Source organism: Micromonospora sp. WMMD956 (genome assembly GCF_029626125.1).
In the GTDB taxonomy this organism is placed as follows: Bacteria; Actinomycetota; Actinomycetes; order Mycobacteriales; family Micromonosporaceae; genus Micromonospora; species Micromonospora carbonacea.
Genome location: NZ_JARUBI010000005.1, coordinates 1,294,189 through 1,308,966, shown reverse-complemented (window position 1 = coordinate 1,308,966; position 14,778 = coordinate 1,294,189). Strand labels below are relative to the sequence as shown.

The window sequence follows — 14,778 nt, the reverse complement described above, 5'->3', positions numbered from 1 at the left end:
GTGAGCGTGGGTCCGATAGTCTGGGGAGGGTGGCCAGATCACTGCGGGACCGGCGGGGCGGGGCCCGACTGCGCGCCGTCGCCCTGATCGGCATCGACGGGTCGGGCAAGACCACCCAGGCCCACCACCTCGCCGAGGCGCTGACCGCCGCCGGCCGCCCCGCCACCTACCACCGCAACGCCGGTGGCCGGCGCTGGCTCGGCCGCGTCGCCCAGCGGCTCGGCCGTCCCGACGCCGAGCGCCTGGTCGGCCGGCGCGGCCTGCTCGCCGTCGAGTCCGTGCTGCGCTGGCTGGCGATCGCGGCGGCGCTGCTGAGCTGCCTCGTCACCGGCCGCACGGCCGTCATGGACCGCTACTCCGCCTGCCAGTACGCCAGTATCCGGGCGCACGGCGGGCAGCGCTGGGAGCGGCTGGCCAGGGCTGGGTACCGCCTCTTCCCGCCGCCGCAGGTCACCTTCCTCCTCGCGGTCGACCCCGCCGAGGCGTACCGGCGCATCGAGCGGCGCGGCACCGACCACGAGACGATGGGCTGGCTGACCGCCGCCGACCGGGCGTACCGCACGCTGCCGGAGTTCCCCAGCTTCGTGGTGGTCGACGCCGGCCGGCCGCCCGAGGAGGTGTCCCGGCAGATCCGGGCCCACCTGGCCGCCTGGCTGCCGGCCCAGGGCGTCCCGTCCGCCGGGGCCGCCGCCCCGGCCGGGCCGCCGCCGGCCGAGCCCACGCCGGCCGCCCCGTCGGCCCAGCCCGCCCCGGCCGCCCCGCCGGCCCCGGCCGGCGCGCCCGGTGCGGTGGCGCTCCCCGTCGACGACGCCGGCCGGGGGCCGGGGCTGCTCGTGGCGGGTCAGGCCTGACGTAGGCCGCCCGGCCCACCCCGGCTGCCCCACCGAAGGACGCCGCCGCCCGGACGGCGGTCGCCCGCCCCCGTCCAGCACGGGGCGGGGCCCCTCCGGGGGAAGCGCCGTGGGCGGCGGAAATGACAGCCTTTTCGCAACACTCGTGAACGTCCGGAGTACTTTTTTCCCGATACGTGGAGACATGGTTGACGCTTGCGCCTGGTGAAAGTAAGTTTCATCCGTGGCGAAGAGTCCGAAGATTTCTGCGAGTCACGAGCCGGGTGGGTTGATCGTCCACATCAGCGGCCTGCTCCCCTCGCTGTCGCCCGCCGAGCAGCGGGTGGCCCGGCTGGTGGTCGCCGACCCGGCGGACGCCGCCCGGCGCACCATCACCGACCTCGCCACCGCCGCCGAGACGTCCGAGGCGACCGTCATCCGGTTCTGCCGCTCGGTCGGCATGGACGGCTACCCGCAGCTGCGCATCCGGCTCGCCGCCGAGGCCGCCCGCCGGGTCGAGCCACCCGACGCCCGGGTCGTCGGCGGCGACATCCCGCCCGGGGCGGACCTGGCCCAGATCATCGCCACCATCGCGTTCAACGACGCCCGCGCCGTGGAGGAGACGGCCGAGCAGCTCGACCCCGCCGTCTGCGAACAGGTCGTCGAGGCGATCGTCGGCGCGGGCCGGATCGAGGTCTACGGCGCGGGGGCCAGCGGCTTCGTCGCCTCGGACTTCCAGCAGAAGCTGCACCGCATCGGCCGCACGGCGTTCTACTTCCCCGACGTGCACACCGCCCTCACCTCGGCCGCGCTGCTCGCCAAGGACGACGTGGCCGTGGGCATCTCGCACAGCGGCACCACGGCCGACGTGATCGAGGTGCTGGAGCAGGCCCGCGCCCGGGGGGCCAGCACGGTGGCGCTGACCAACTTCCCCCGCTCGCCGATCACCGACGTCGCCGACTTCGTGCTCACCACGGCGGCCCGCGAGACGACGTACCGCTCGGGCGCGATGGCCAGCCGGCTGGCCCAGCTCACCGTGGTCGACTGCCTCTTCGTCGGGGTGGCCGCCCGCAACCGCGCGCGGGCCCGCCGGGCGCTGGAGGTCACCGCCGACGCGGTGCGGACCCGGCGGGTCGGCCCCGGCCGGAGGCGGGGATGACGGCCGGGCGCGTCGAGCCCGGGGAGGTCGCGGCGGTCCCCGGCCGCCCGGTGGTCCGGGTGGGCGCGCCCACCGAGCGGCGCAACCCGCGCAGCGTCGACCTCGACCTGATGTCCACCCGGGACGTGCTCACCGTGATCAACGAGGCGGACCGGCGGGTGCCGGCCGCCGTCGCGGCGGTCCTCGACGAGATCGCCGCCACCGTCGACCTCGCGGTCGCCGCGCTGCGCGGCGGGCACCGGGTGCACTACTTCGGCGCCGGGACCTCCGGCCGCCTCGGGGTGCTGGACGCCGCCGAGTTGGCCCCCACCTTCAACTCGCCCCGGCACTGGTTCTGCGCCCACCTCGCCGGCGGCCCGGAGGCGATGTGGCGGGCCGTCGAGGACGCCGAGGACGACCACCGGGGCGGGGCCGCCGAGGCGGCCGACTGCGTCGGCGCGGGCGACCTGGTGGTCGGGCTGGCCGCCAGCGGACGCACCCCGTACGTGCTCGGTGCGCTCGCCGCCTCCCGGGCCCAGGGGGCCTCGACCGTGCTGCTCTGCGCCAATCCGGAGGCCGAGGCCGCCGGGTCGGTCGACGTCTTCATCGGGGTCGACACCGGCCCCGAGGTGGTGACCGGCTCGACCCGGATGAAGGCGGGCACCGCGCAGAAGCTGGTGCTCAACACCTTCTCCACGGCCGTCATGGTGCGGCTGGGCCGGGTCTACTCGAACCTCATGATCGACATGGTGGCCACCAACGCCAAGCTGCGCGGCCGGATGATCTCGATCCTGGTGGACGCCACGGGCTGCGCCGAGGAGGTCTGCCGGCGGGCCCTGCACGAGGCCGACGGCGACCTCAAGACCGCCCTGGTGTCGCTCGTCTCCGGGGCCGAGGTCCCCGCCGCCCGGGCCGCCCTGGCCCGCGCCGCCCACCAGGTCAGGGGCGCGCTCGACCTGCTCGCCTCCTGAGCGGCCCGACTTCGCCGGCGTGGACCGTGACGGTGGTCACCAACGGCCGGCGGCGGGACTTACCACACGGCACGGATTGTTCAACCGGGTCGAGGGTATTCCGCATCCGTGGATGAACCGACCGGTCCGCCGCCGCGTATCAGCCGGTGACCAGGATCGCAGCGCGACGGTGACGCGGGTCGCTGTGCGCCCCGGGAGGGCGATGGTGCCATGCCAGGGGCGGACGCGTTCCGTCGATCCGCCGACCCGTCGGTGGCGCCGACGGCGAGCCACTTTTCGGGGTGCTGACAGCAAACATGGACCGGGCTCTCAGCTACTACTCAGGCATTCGTGACACTTTCGACTCACGACATGGAATCCCCGACGCGTCTCCACTGTTGTGCAGGTGTCAGGTCAGCACCGGAGGGCACAGACGGGAGTTACGGGGGAGGGCTGATGGACGTGGGGATGGCAAGGAACCGGGCAACCGGCGCGAGCGAGGGGACCGTGGGCAACGTGGACAAGAACATCGGCATGCGAACCGACGAGGTGGCCGAGGAGCGCGACCTCGTCGGAGTCTACCTTCACGAGATCTCCCGGACGCCACTGCTGGACGCCGCCACCGAGGTCGACCTCTCCAAGTCGATCGAGGCCGGGCTGTACGCCGAGCACCTGCTCGAGACGGACCGCGTTCCCGCCGGTGTCGCCCGGGACGACCTGGCGCGGGTGGTCGCCGAGGGGGAGCGGGCGAAGGACCTCTTCATCCGCGCCAACCTGCGGCTGGTCGTCTCCATCGCCCGGCGCTACGTGCGCTCGGGCATGCCCATGCTCGACCTGATCCAGGAGGGCAACACCGGCCTGGTCCGGGCGGTCGAGAAGTTCGACTACGAGCGCGGCTTCAAGTTCTCCACCTACGCGACCTGGTGGATCCGCCAGGCGATCAGCCGGGCTATCGCCCAGCAGGAGCGCACCGTGCGGCTGCCGGTGCACCTGGTGGAGGACGTCAACCGGATGCGCAACGTCGCCCGGCAGCTCACCCGCGAGCTGGGCAGCGACCCGGAGCCCGAGCAGATCGCGGCGGCCCTCGGCGTCACCGTCGAGCGGGTCAACGAGCTGGTGCGCTGGTCGCAGGACACCGTGTCGCTCGACACGCCGGTCGGCGACGACGGCGACACCAACCTCGGTGACCTGGTCGCCGACAGCGACGCCCCGTCGCCGGAGGACATCGTCCTCACCGGCCTGGAGCGGCAGCGCATCGAGGGCCTGCTCAACCACCTCGACGACCGGTCGGCCGGCATCATGCGGGCCCGCTACGGCCTGGAGGACGGGCGGGAGCACTCGCTGACCGAGGTCGCCTCGCGGTTCTCGCTGTCGCGGGAGCGGATCCGGCAGCTGGAGATCCAGGCGCTGGGCCGGCTGCGCGAGCTGGCCCGGGCGGAGGGGCTACAGGCCGCCTGAGCTGGTAGTAATGACGGCGAACGGCCGGCGTCCGATAGGGGGACGCCGGCCGTTCGCCGTCGCACGGGGAGCGGTCAGCGGACCCGGCCGTACCCGTAGGGCGGCATCAGGGCCAGGGCCCGCTTCTCCACGTTCCGGCCGAAGGTCGGCGCGTGGATCACCTGGCCGTCGCCGACGTAGATGGCCACGTGGCCGAGGCTGTTGTAGAAGACGAGGTCGCCCGGGCGCAGCTCGCTGCGGCTGATGTGGCTGACCACGCCCCACTGCATGCGCGTGTTGTGCGGCAGGGACTTGCCGGCCGCCCGCCAGGCGGCGGAGGTGAGGCCCGAGCAGTCGTACCCGTTCGGGCCGTCGGCGGCCCAGACGTAGGGCTTGCCGAGCGCCCCGTACGCGTACCGCACGGCCGCGCCGGCCCGGCCCGAGACGGCCGGGGCCTTCTCGCCGGAGCCGGACTTCCCGCCCGAGCGGGCCTTCGGCGGGGTGGGCTCGGTGGCCCGCCCGTACGCCTGCCGGCGCATCTCGTACAGCTCGGCGAGGTCCTTCTCGATCCGCTTGCGGCTGGCGGTGAGCTGCTTCGCCTGCGCGGCCTGCTTCGCCAGCGTCGCGTCCAGCCGCCCCTTCTGGTCGAGCAGCTGGCGCTGGTTCTCGGTGTAGCCGGCGATCCGCTGCTGCCGCTGCCGGCTGAGCTGGTCGAGCGTGTCGAGCCGGTCCAGCAGGGTGCTCGGCCCGCCGGGGCTCAGCAGCGCGTTGGCGGCGTCCAGCCGGCCCGACTTGTACGCGGTGACGGCGATCGTGCCGACGTCCGCCCGGCTCTGCGCGGTCTGCTCCTCCAGCGGCCCGATCCGGGCCGCGAGCTTCGCCGCGGTGGCCTTGTTCGCCTTGATGTCCTCGGCGAGCTTGTTGTAGGACTCGACGACCCGTTCCAGCTCGGTCGAGGACTTCTCGATCCGCCGCGTCAGCTCGGCGGGGGTCGGCTCGGCCCGAGCCACCGCCGCCGGGGCGATCAGCGCGGCCACGAGGCCGGCCGTCACCAGTGCGCGCAGCGAATTTCTGAGGGACGACAAGAGCGGAGGGCTCCTCTCCCACCAGCCGGCACGACGTCGTGGACGCCGCGTCGGCACCGGCCCGGGGCTGTCCTGGTGGACGGCGGTCGACCGGTCCGGCCTGATCAACCTAGCGCGGGACGGAAGTTACCCGCAGGTGAAGCAGGGACGAACGTGGCGGAACGGCCCAGTGGTACGCGAGGGGCGGTCACGTACGGTGGCGCGGCGCGTTCAGCCGGCCACCGGCTCCGCCGTCGGGGCTGCCTGCGGGGCGAGCCAGCCGCTGACCCGGCGCTCGGCGTAGAACGACACGAACGGGACGGTGCCGGCGAGCATCACCAGCAGCATCCGCTTCAACGGCCAGTCCGCCCGGCGGGACAGGTCGAACGTCGCGCCCAGGTAGAGCATGTAGAGCCAGCCGTGCGCGGTGCCGACGACCGCCACCACGGCCGGCTCGTCGAACCCGTACTTCAGGGGCATGCCGATCAAGACCAGCACGACCAGCGCCACGCCCACGATCCAGGCGATCACGCGGTACCGGGTAAGGGCTCCGCCCACCTTCGTCCGTCCTTCCGAACCGGCCTGCGCCGGATAGTCGTGAACCGGCCTCAGCCGGGATAGTCACCTGGCCGGGCCCCCGGATTGGCGTTCAACCATGCCAGGTAGCGGTTGTAGGCGGCCAGGTCGGCGTCGTCCGCGCCGTCGACCGGCGTGGCCGGCGCGCGGGACACCCGCACCGGCCGGCGTACCCCGGTGGGGGTGGCGGACGGCGTGACCGCCGCGACCCGGTCGGCCGGCGCCGGCCCGGTCGCCGTCGGCTCGGCCGGCGCGTCGCCGGGGGCCGACCGCAGGGTGTGCCGCAGCTCACGCCACCAGACGAAGAGCACGAACGCGGCGAAGACCGGCCACTCGACCGCGTACCCCCAGCTCAGCGCGTTGCCCCCGGCGGCCCGGGACAGCTGCCACCAGCCCAGCCCGAGGAAGCCGACGACGAGCACGACCATGGCCACGTGGCGGGCGATCCACGCCGGTGTCCAGAGCCGCTTCATGGCATCGAGGGTACCGGTCGGCGGCGTCGTCTCCGACGCGGCGTCGTAGTGCCGGTGGTTTGCCGGGCGCGCGGGTGGGCATCCGTCTAGACGCCAGCCCAGCCGAGACGAGGGGGGCGACATGACCGAATCAGCCTGGCGGACGACCACCGGCCCGGCCGAGGCCAGCCCGGAGCAGCGGATGCCCGAGTGGGACGGTGACCACCTGCGCGACCCGGCCACCGACGAGGAGCCCGGCATCGACCCGGCCGAGCTCGCCGACGACGACCTGATCCGCGAGATGCACAGCCTGCACCGCACCCGCCTCGACACCCTGCGGCACGCGTCGGACTCGGCGCTCGCCAACCACCTGCGCCGCACGGCGGAGCTGGAGACGGAGTACCTGGCCCGGCACCCGGGGCGGGAGATCGACCCGGCCCGGCTGCGGGACGAGTGATGACCGCCCGCGCCCGGCGCGGCATGTCCGCGCCGCCCGAGGTGGTGTTCAGCACGGCGACCGACCCGGACCGCGCCGCGGCCTGGCTGCCCGAGCCGCTGCGGTCCGACGGCGACAGCCGCCCCGAGGTCGACGCCGGGGACCTGCGGGCCTGGTGGCGCAGCGACTCCGCGCCCGGCTGGTCGGCCGAGATCCGGGTCGAGCCGGCCGACGCCGGGGGCGCGCAGGTGTCGATCGACCTTGCCGGCGCGGCCGGCGGGGCGGAGGCCGGGCTCGCCGACGAGACCCTGGCCAACCTCGCCCGCGAGGTGGCCGACAACCTGACCGCCGGCTGACCGGCCGGCGGGCAAGCCCCCGGCGGGGGCCGCGACGCGCTGACGACGAGGAGAGCGGGTTGAGCGAGAGCAGCCTGAGGCAGAAGGCGGCGCGACTGCGCCAGGCGTACGCGCCGCACGAGCACCGTCCGCTGGGCGGCTACCTCGCGGCGATGGGCACGTACGCGGGGGTGACCGCCATGATCGCGGGCCTGGTCCGGGCGACCGGTCGCCCCGTGCCCGAGCGGCCCGCCACCGCCGACGTGGTGCTGCTCGCCGTCGCCACCCACAAGCTCAGCCGGCTGCTGTCCAAGGACGCCGTGACCAGCCCGCTGCGCGCCCCGTTCACCCGCTACGACCACCCGATCGGCAGCGGCGAGGTGATGGAGCAGGTCCGCGACTCGGGCAGCCCGACCCGGCACGCCATCGGCGAGCTGCTGAGCTGCCCGTTCTGCCTGGCCGTCTGGGTGGCCACCGGGCTCACCGGCGGGCTCGTCCTGGCCCCCCGGCTGACCCGGCTGGTGGCCACCGCCCTGACCGCCGTCGCGGCCTCCGACTTCCTCCAGATGGGCTACGCCGTGGCCCAGCAGGCCGCCGAGGGCGGCCACCACAGGGACTGACCCTGTCGTACGCGCGAGGGGAGGGGGCCGGCGCCGGCCCCCTCCCCTCAGCGGTCGCGTCAGCGCTGCATCCCCGACCAGCCGTGCGGCGACTCCGGCTCGCGTTCGTCCTCGTCCTCGCCGGTGATCACGTCGGCGTCGACGGCCGTGCGGTCGTGCTCGTTGGCGAAGTCCGGCTCGGGCGTCGTGTCCAGGCCCTCCGGCGGCTGGCCGAGCGCCTCGACGTGCTCCTGGTGCCGCTCCTGGCGGTCGGTCATCTCGCTGTCCTCTCGGGTTGCGCGGCCGGGCGTCAGGACGCCGATCCGCCCAGCAGGTCGGCGGCCTCGTCCACGGCGTACTCGCCCTGGGGGAGGGCGGCGACGCGGGTGAGCAGCGCTGCGGGCAGCTCGGCGGCGACGGCCCGGCGGTAGATGTCCGCCTGGCTGATCCGCTCCTGGCCGTGGTAGATGTCGTCGAGCAGCTCGTCGAGCGGCCGGGTGTCCGCCTCCTCGACCGGCCCGGCGTCGCTCACCGGCGCTGCCGTCACGGGTGCCCCGTCGGTCACGGCCTCGTCGGTCACGGCCTTGTCGGTCACTGCTTCGTCGGTCACGACGATCAGCTACCCGGGGCGGAAACGAGCAAACCCGGAAGGGCCTGGGGCGGCCACGGTAGCGTGATGCCCGTCACGTCGGCGGCCGGAACATCGACCGGCTCCCGCCGGTTGTGACGGGTGTCGGTGTGCCCAGTGTCCCCGGGCCTCACCTGAAATGCCTTCGCGGAATACCGTCCGGCTGGAGCCGCGTCGCGCCACGCGCCGAGAGGCGACCTGCACACCGACACCAGCGGCGCCCCGGTCTTCGGCCGGGGCGCCGCTGGCTTTGTGCCTACCCGGGGCCGCACGTGGCAGGAGCCGAACCGCGGGCACGCCTCGCGCCGGGCCCGCGCCTGAGCGCCGTCGGGTGTGACGCACTGCTACCGCCGGCCGGGTCTGCCGGGCGATGCCCGCCACCCGTTCCCGCCCCTTTGCTCTGCACCCGCCGACGCAACGGTTACCGTGCGTCACCAGGCTGTCCGGGCCCGACCCGCGCGGACGTCGCGAACATGCTGTTCCGCCGGGTGCTGCGCCGGTGGGTGCAGAGCAAAGGAAATGCGGGGGCTGGCGTGGGGTTGACCGGCCGGCACGCAGCGTGAGACCGCCCCGCATCCCTCTGGGCCGAGCGTGGAAGTCGCCGCCGGTGAGTAGTAGTGGTGCCGTGCCCCTCGCCGGTGTCAGGCGGGGGCGGAGGTGGGGGCGGCGGTGGTGTCGGCCGGGGTGCCGCGGCGGGTGCGGACGGCGGCGGCCAGGCCGTCGAGCACCTCCTCGGTGTCGTCCCAGCCCAGGCAGGCATCGGTGATCGAGCGGCCGTACTCCAGCTCCCGCGTCGGGTCCAGGTCCTGCCGGCCGGGCAGCAGGAAGCTCTCCAACATGACGCCGACGATGCCGCGCTGGCCGGCGGCGAGCTGGGCCGCGACGTCGGCGGCGACCAGCGGCTGACGGCGGTGGTCCTTGCCGCTGTTGGCGTGGCTCGCGTCGACCACGACCCGTTCCGGCAGGCCGGCGGCCCGCAGCTTCGTCAGCGCCCCGGCGACGGAGGCGGCGTCGTAGTTCGGGCCGTCGTTGCCGCCCCGCAGCACCAGGTGGCTGTCGGCGTTGCCCCGGGTGTGCATGATCGCCGGGGTGCCGGAGACGTCGATGCCGGGGAAGACGTGCGGGACGCCGGCCGCGCGGATCGCGTCCACGGCCGTGCCGATGCTGCCGTCGGGGCGGTTCTTCATGCCGATCGCCATCGACAGCCCGGAGGCGAGCTGCCGGTGCACCTGGCTCTCCACGGTGCGCGCGCCGATCGCGCCCCAGGCGACGGTGTCGGCGATGTACTGCGGGGTGATCGGGTCGAGGAACTCGCAGCCCACCGGCAGGCCCAGCCGCAGCACGTCCAGCAGCAGCGCGCGGGCGGTGCGCAGGCCCGTGTTGACGTCGCCGGAGCCGTCCAGCGCAGGGTCGTTGATCAGGCCCTTCCAGCCCACCGTGGAACGCGGCTTCTCGAAGTAGACCCGCATCACGATCAGCAGGTCGTCGGCGAGCCGGTCGGCGACGGTGCGCAGCCGGGCCGCGTACTCCAGGGCGGCGGCCGGGTCGTGCACCGAGCACGGGCCGACCACGACCAGCAGCCGGTCGTCGGCGCGGTCCAGCACCCGGGCGACCGCGCGCCGGCCGTCGAGCACGGCCTCGGTGAGCGTCGCGTCCAGGGGCAGGTGGTGGTGGAGCAGGGCCGGGGTGGTCAACGGCACGACGCGGTCGATTCGCTGGTCGATCACGCGATGGCTGTCCGGGGACGTCACGGTGGGGTTCCTTCCGCCGACCGTGCCCCGGGGCCGGCGCCCGAGGTCGAGCCGGCTGCTCGTACGCAAAAGGGCAGGGAATCAGGCCCCTGCCCAGCCGGCTCGAAGAGGAAGTGACGTCAGATCACGATGAAGTCACCGGCTCCTCCAGCCGGCTGTCTAAACCATCGATACGACCGCGTCACGCCGACCAGCCTACCCGACGCGGCGGGAAAGGCTCACCCCGTCGTCGGGCGGGATCACCTACGAGGTGCGCGGCCCGTTCCGCCGAGCCGCCCGCTGGGTAGAGACACCGGCATGAGCCACCACGACAGCGACGCCGACCGGATCTCCTCCCGCGCCCACCTGCTGCCCGAGGAGGCGGCGGTCGGCAGCGACGACGCGTACGCCCAGGCCGAGGCGATCCTCGACGAGTCCGACCGGCGGGAGGCCGACCGCGCCGCCGCCCCCGACACCGTGCTGGAGCGGCGCACCTCCGACGAGACGGTGACCACGGTCGAGCCCCCGGACTGACCCCGACCCCGGCCCCCGGGCGGCGTGTGCCGCCCGGGGGCCGGGCCGCGGACCGGCCGGGCTGCGCCGCGCCGACCCCCGCGCGTCACGTCCGCGACCTCGGGATCGGATAGCGTCGGGCCATGCCCGACAGCGGTTTCCCCTGGCCGATCGAAACGACCCGACTGGACAACGGCCTGCGTGTGGTGGTGAGCGAGGACCGCACCGCGCCGGCGGTCGCGGTGAACCTCTGGTACGACGTGGGCTCCCGGCACGAGCCCGACGGGCAGACCGGGTTCGCCCACCTCTTCGAGCACCTCATGTTCGAGGGCTCGGTGAACGTGGCGAAGACCGAACACATGAAGCTCGTCCAGGGCGCCGGCGGCTCGCTGAACGCCACCACCAACCCGGACCGGACGAACTACTTCGAGACCGTCCCCGCCGAGCACCTGGAGCTGGCGCTCTGGCTGGAGGCCGACCGGATGGGCGGCCTGGTGCCGGCGCTGACCCAGGAGACCCTGGACAACCAGCGGGACGTGGTCAAGAACGAGCGCCGCCAGCGCTACGACAACGTCCCCTACGGCGACGCGTGGCTGCGGCTGCTGCCGCTGCTCTATCCGCCCGGGCACCCCTACCACCACGCGACGATCGGCTCGATGGCCGACCTGAACGCCGCCGACCTGGCCACCTTCCAGGCGTTCCACCGCACCTACTACGCGCCGAACAACGCCGTGCTGACCGTCGTCGGCGACGCCGCCGCGACCGAGGTGTTCGCGCTGGCCGACAAGTACTTCGGGGCGATCCCGGCCCGGGAGTCGATCCCGGCCGCGCCGGACGGCCGGCACGTGCCCCGCACCGGCGCGCCGGTCGCCGAGACCGTCACCGCCGCCGTGCCCGCCCCCCGCGTGTTCGTCGCGCACCGCACCCACCCGTTCGGCACCCCCGGCTACGACGTGCTCACCGTCCTGGCCACCGTGCTGGGCAGCGGCCGGGGCAGCCGCCTCTACCAGCGCCTCGCCGACGGCGAGCGGCTCGCCCAGCCCGACCTGGTCGGCGCGTACGGGGTGGACCTGCGGCACGCGCCGGCCCCGCTGATCGTCACCGCCACCGCCCGGGACGGGGTGACCGGCGAGCGGCTGGCCGCCGGGGTGGCCGAGGTCGTCGACGAGCTGGCCACGGTGCCGGTCACCGCCGCCGAGCTGGACCGCGCCAAGGCGCTGCTCAGCACCGCGTGGTGGCGGCAGATGTCCACCGTCGACGGCCGCGCCGACACCCTCGGCCGGTACGCCACCCAGTTCGGCGACCCGGCGAAGGCGGCGGAGCGGCTGCCCGCCTGGCTCGCGGTCACCGCCGAGCAGATCGCCGAACTCGCCGCCGAGGCGCTGCGCGCCGACGACCGGGTCACCCTGACCTACCTGCCCGAGGAGACCGCATGAGCCTGATCGCCGACCGTCCCGGGCCGGGGCTGGCCCGGCCCTACCGGTTCCCGCAGGTGGTGCGCCGCGACACCGCCGGCGGCCGGGTCGTCGCCGCGCACCTGCCCGGGCAGAACCTGGCCGTGGCGCTGCTGCTGCTCGACGCCGGGGCGGGCCGCGAGCCGGTCGGCCGGGAGGGGCTCGGCGCGGTGCTGGCCAAGGCCCTGGAGGAGGGCACCGCGCAGCGGGACGCCACCGCGTACGCGCTGGCCATCGAGGCGCTCGGCACCGAGCTGGTGACCGGGCTCGACTGGGACTCGTTCCAGGTCAGCGTCCAGGTGCCGGTGGAGCGGCTGAGCGCCGCCGTCGCGCTGCTCGCCGAGGCCGTCCGCACGCCGAAGCTGGACCCGGACGACGTGCGGCGGGTGCGCGACGACGAGGCGACCGCCCTGCGGATGGACTGGGCCAACCCCGGCCCCCGGGCCGAGGCGGCGCTGCGGGCCGACCTGTTCGGCGCGCAGCACCGCTGGGGCCGACCCATGTACGGCGACCCCGAGTCGGTGGCGGCCCTGGACCCGGAGGACGTCACCGTCTTCCACTCCGAGTGGTTCCTGCGCCCCGGCACCCTGGTCGTCGCCGGTGACCTGGACCGGCTCGACCTGGACGCGCTGGGCGCGGCGGCGTTCGCCGGCACCGGCGGCGGCCCGCCCCCGGCCGAGGGCCCGATCGACGTGCCGCTGCGCGCCGGCCGGCGGATCATCCTGGTCGACCGCCCCGGGTCGGTGCAGTCCACGCTGCGGCTGGGCCACGCCGCCCCGCACCGGGCGCACCCCGACCACGTGCCGACGAGCCTGGCCGGCACGGTGCTCGGCGGCGCGTTCACCTCCCGGCTCAACCACCTGATCCGCGAGGTGCGCGGCTACACCTACGGCATCCGGGGCGACTTCGCCTCGTCCCGCCGGTTCGGCCGGTTCGCGGTCAGCTCCGGGGTGCAGACGTCGGTGACCGCGCCGGCCCTCGTCGAGGCGGTCGGGGAGATCACCCGGACCCGGGCCGGCGGGGTGACCGAGGACGAGCTGGCGGTGGCCCGGTCGTGGCGGGCCGGGCAGCTCTCGGTCGAGTTGCAGAGCCCCCGGGCGATCGCGTCGGCGCTGACCACCCTGGTCGTGCACGACCTGCCGGACGACTACCACGCCCGGCTGCGCGAGTCGCTGCTCGCCGCCGACGTGGCCGACGTGTCGGCCGCCGCCGCGACCCACCTGCACCCGGAGGCGCTGACCCTGGTGGTCGAGGGCGACGCCGCGCTCATCCGCGACGAGCTGGCGGCCACCGGCCTCGGGGAGATCGTCGACGCCCGTCCCTGATCCGGGCGGGTGTGATTCGCGTCGCGTCCCGGCCGGCGGGGCGGCCCGGCCGGGGCGGCGATGTTCCGGCCCGGGCCCGCCCGCGCCCCGGAAATTCCGGCGCGGCGCGCGGTGGCGACGCCGACGTTGCGGCGCGGGCCCGTCGCCGGGCCCGCCCGCCGGGGCCCGGGCGGTGGGAAAGCGTTCCCGGCCCGGCCGCCGACCTGGGTAGCCTCGCGGGCATGAGGATCGGCATTGTGGGGGCCACCGGCCAGGTCGGTGGCGTGATGCGGCAGGTGCTGGCGGAGCGCGAGTTCCCGGCGGAGCAGGTGCGGTTGTTCGCCTCCGCCCGGTCGGCCGGGCGGACCGTGCCGTGGCGCGGCGGCGAGGTGACGATCGAGGACGCGGCCACCGCCGACTACGCGGGCCTGGACATCGTGCTCTTCTCCGCCGGCAAGGGCACCGCCCTGGAGCTGGCCCCCCGGGTCGCCGCCGCCGGCGCGGTGGTGATCGACAACTCGTCGGCGTTCCGGATGGACCCGGACGTGCCGCTGGTCGTCGCCGAGGTCAACCCGCACGCCGCCGCGCGCCGCCCGAAGGGCATCATCGCCAACCCGAACTGCACCACGATGGCCGCGATGCCGGTGCTGCGCCCGCTGCACGACGAGGCGGAGCTGGTGAGCCTCGTCGTCGCCACCTACCAGGCGGTCTCCGGGGCCGGCCTGGCCGGCGTGGCCGAGCTGGAGGAGCAGGTCCGCAAGGTCGCCGAGCAGGCCGCCGGCCTGGCGTTCGACGGCGCGGCCGTGGAGTTCCCCGCCCCCCGCGTCTTCGCCCGGACCATCGCGTTCAACGTGCTCCCGCTCGCCGGCTCGATCGTCGACGACGGCTCGGCGGAGACCGACGAGGAGCAGAAGCTGCGCAACGAGAGCCGCAAGATCCTGGAGATCCCCGGGCTGAAGGTCTCCGGCACCTGCGTCCGGGTGCCGGTCTTCACCGGGCACTCGCTCCAGATCAACGCCCGGTTCGCCCGGCCGATCACCCCGCAGCGGGCCCGCGAGCTGCTCGACGGCGCGCCCGGCGTGGCCCTGTCCGACGTGCCGACCCCGTTGCAGGCCGCCGGCCACGACCCGACGTACGTGGGCCGGCTGCGCGCCGACGAGACGGTGGAGCACGGGCTGTCGCTGTTCTGCTCCAACGACAACCTCCGCAAGGGTGCCGCCCTCAACGCCGTCCAGCTCGCCGAGCTCGTCGCCGCCGACCTGCGCTGACCGTCGCCGCGCCCCCGGTGTCGGCACGCGGCGTTACCCCGCCCGGGCGGCGGGTAGACCGCGG

17 protein-coding genes are annotated in these 14,778 nt (G+C 74.9%); 11 read left to right on the top strand and 6 right to left on the bottom strand.

From position 1 onward, the window contains the following. Positions 1-29: 29 nt before the first annotated feature. The 4 genes from O7628_RS06045 (at position 30) to O7628_RS06030 (ending at position 4,376) form a co-directional block, all read left to right on the top strand. Positions 30-851 carry a dTMP kinase gene (locus O7628_RS06045; protein ID WP_278128961.1) on the top strand — a complete coding sequence of 274 codons (822 nt, stop codon included), beginning with the start codon at positions 30-32 and terminating at the stop codon, positions 849-851. A gap of 223 nt (positions 852-1,074) precedes the next feature. Further along, the gene (locus tag O7628_RS06040) at positions 1,075-1,989 is read left to right on the top strand and encodes a MurR/RpiR family transcriptional regulator (protein WP_278128960.1); all 915 of its coding nucleotides are present in this window, start codon (positions 1,075-1,077) and stop codon (positions 1,987-1,989) included. Continuing rightward, positions 1,986-2,939, top strand: a complete 954-nt coding sequence (murQ, locus tag O7628_RS06035; RefSeq protein WP_278128959.1) for an N-acetylmuramic acid 6-phosphate etherase — start codon at positions 1,986-1,988, stop codon at positions 2,937-2,939. The genes O7628_RS06040 and murQ overlap by 4 nt, the downstream gene beginning before the upstream one ends. A 447-nt stretch (positions 2,940-3,386) precedes the next feature. Next, entirely contained in the window at positions 3,387-4,376 is a 990-nt protein-coding gene (locus tag O7628_RS06030) for a sigma-70 family RNA polymerase sigma factor (RefSeq protein ID WP_178067778.1), read from the top strand. 74 nt (positions 4,377-4,450) lie between these two features. Here the strand turns inward: O7628_RS06030 and O7628_RS06025 are convergent, their stop codons facing one another. The 3 genes from O7628_RS06025 to O7628_RS06015 all read right to left on the bottom strand — a co-directional run bounded on the left by O7628_RS06025 (position 4,451) and on the right by O7628_RS06015 (position 6,468). Continuing rightward, on the bottom strand, positions 4,451-5,440 hold the full coding sequence (locus tag O7628_RS06025) for a C40 family peptidase (protein ID WP_074477481.1): 990 nt from the start codon (positions 5,438-5,440) through the stop codon (positions 4,451-4,453). 210 nt (positions 5,441-5,650) lie between these two features. Then, positions 5,651-5,977, bottom strand: coding sequence for a DUF3817 domain-containing protein (locus O7628_RS06020; protein WP_278128957.1), 327 nt, complete (start codon positions 5,975-5,977; stop codon positions 5,651-5,653). A 50-nt stretch (positions 5,978-6,027) separates the two neighbouring features. Then, on the bottom strand, positions 6,028-6,468 hold the full coding sequence (locus O7628_RS06015; RefSeq protein ID WP_278128955.1) for a hypothetical protein: 441 nt from the start codon (positions 6,466-6,468) through the stop codon (positions 6,028-6,030). 121 nt (positions 6,469-6,589) lie between these two features. Between O7628_RS06015 and O7628_RS06010 the strand changes: the two genes are divergently transcribed. Genes O7628_RS06010 through O7628_RS06000 form a run of 3 tightly spaced genes read left to right on the top strand, consistent with a single transcriptional unit; the run spans position 6,590 to position 7,838 of the window. Then, a complete protein-coding gene (locus tag O7628_RS06010; RefSeq protein WP_074477486.1) occupies positions 6,590-6,904 on the top strand; it encodes a DUF6158 family protein in 315 nt (104 codons plus the stop codon). Next, positions 6,904-7,239, top strand: a complete 336-nt coding sequence (locus O7628_RS06005; RefSeq protein ID WP_074477488.1) for a hypothetical protein — start codon at positions 6,904-6,906, stop codon at positions 7,237-7,239. The genes O7628_RS06010 and O7628_RS06005 overlap by 1 nt, the downstream gene beginning before the upstream one ends. Positions 7,240-7,298: 59 nt before the next feature. Beyond that, the gene (locus tag O7628_RS06000) at positions 7,299-7,838 is read left to right on the top strand and encodes a DUF1360 domain-containing protein (RefSeq protein ID WP_178066198.1); all 540 of its coding nucleotides are present in this window, start codon (positions 7,299-7,301) and stop codon (positions 7,836-7,838) included. A 59-nt stretch (positions 7,839-7,897) separates the two neighbouring features. On the opposite strand, the gene O7628_RS05995 is transcribed toward O7628_RS06000, so the two are convergent. The 3 genes from O7628_RS05995 to O7628_RS05985 all read right to left on the bottom strand — a co-directional run bounded on the left by O7628_RS05995 (position 7,898) and on the right by O7628_RS05985 (position 10,196). Next, positions 7,898-8,095, bottom strand: a complete 198-nt coding sequence (locus O7628_RS05995) for a hypothetical protein (RefSeq protein WP_278128952.1) — start codon at positions 8,093-8,095, stop codon at positions 7,898-7,900. 32 nt (positions 8,096-8,127) lie between these two features. After that, a complete protein-coding gene (locus O7628_RS05990; protein WP_278136237.1) occupies positions 8,128-8,382 on the bottom strand; it encodes a hypothetical protein in 255 nt (84 codons plus the stop codon). 704 nt (positions 8,383-9,086) lie between these two features. Then, the gene (locus tag O7628_RS05985) at positions 9,087-10,196 is read right to left on the bottom strand and encodes a 3-deoxy-7-phosphoheptulonate synthase (RefSeq protein WP_278128949.1); all 1,110 of its coding nucleotides are present in this window, start codon (positions 10,194-10,196) and stop codon (positions 9,087-9,089) included. 297 nt (positions 10,197-10,493) lie between these two features. Between O7628_RS05985 and O7628_RS05980 the strand changes: the two genes are divergently transcribed. The 4 genes from O7628_RS05980 to O7628_RS05965 all read left to right on the top strand — a co-directional run bounded on the left by O7628_RS05980 (position 10,494) and on the right by O7628_RS05965 (position 14,714). Next, complete coding sequence (locus O7628_RS05980; protein WP_074477498.1) at positions 10,494-10,709, top strand: hypothetical protein; 216 nt, start codon at positions 10,494-10,496, stop codon at positions 10,707-10,709. Between the two features lie 122 nt (positions 10,710-10,831). Beyond that, the gene (locus tag O7628_RS05975; protein WP_074477500.1) at positions 10,832-12,124 is read left to right on the top strand and encodes a pitrilysin family protein; all 1,293 of its coding nucleotides are present in this window, start codon (positions 10,832-10,834) and stop codon (positions 12,122-12,124) included. Further along, the gene (locus O7628_RS05970) at positions 12,121-13,467 is read left to right on the top strand and encodes an insulinase family protein (protein ID WP_278128944.1); all 1,347 of its coding nucleotides are present in this window, start codon (positions 12,121-12,123) and stop codon (positions 13,465-13,467) included. Before O7628_RS05975 ends, O7628_RS05970 begins: the two co-directional genes overlap by 4 nt. 221 nt (positions 13,468-13,688) lie before the next feature. Beyond that, positions 13,689-14,714, top strand: a complete 1,026-nt coding sequence (locus O7628_RS05965; protein WP_278128942.1) for an aspartate-semialdehyde dehydrogenase — start codon at positions 13,689-13,691, stop codon at positions 14,712-14,714. Positions 14,715-14,778 lie beyond the last annotated feature (64 nt).

Excerpts from the sequence above, each read along its gene's own strand:
- murQ (WP_278128959.1), top strand. The coding sequence starts at position 1,986 with ATGACGGCCGGGCGCGTCGAGCCCGGGGAGGTCGCGGCGGTCCCCGGC.
- O7628_RS06030 (WP_178067778.1), top strand. The coding sequence starts at position 3,387 with ATGGCAAGGAACCGGGCAACCGGCGCGAGCGAGGGGACCGTGGGCAAC.
- O7628_RS06015 (WP_278128955.1), bottom strand. The coding sequence starts at position 6,468 with ATGAAGCGGCTCTGGACACCGGCGTGGATCGCCCGCCACGTGGCCATG.
- O7628_RS06010 (WP_074477486.1), top strand. The coding sequence starts at position 6,590 with ATGACCGAATCAGCCTGGCGGACGACCACCGGCCCGGCCGAGGCCAGC.
- O7628_RS06005 (WP_074477488.1), top strand. The coding sequence starts at position 6,904 with ATGACCGCCCGCGCCCGGCGCGGCATGTCCGCGCCGCCCGAGGTGGTG.
- O7628_RS05995 (WP_278128952.1), bottom strand. The coding sequence starts at position 8,095 with ATGACCGACCGCCAGGAGCGGCACCAGGAGCACGTCGAGGCGCTCGGC.
- O7628_RS05980 (WP_074477498.1), top strand. The coding sequence starts at position 10,494 with ATGAGCCACCACGACAGCGACGCCGACCGGATCTCCTCCCGCGCCCAC.
- O7628_RS05975 (WP_074477500.1), top strand. The coding sequence starts at position 10,832 with ATGCCCGACAGCGGTTTCCCCTGGCCGATCGAAACGACCCGACTGGAC.
- O7628_RS05970 (WP_278128944.1), top strand. The coding sequence starts at position 12,121 with ATGAGCCTGATCGCCGACCGTCCCGGGCCGGGGCTGGCCCGGCCCTAC.
- O7628_RS05965 (WP_278128942.1), top strand. The coding sequence starts at position 13,689 with ATGAGGATCGGCATTGTGGGGGCCACCGGCCAGGTCGGTGGCGTGATG.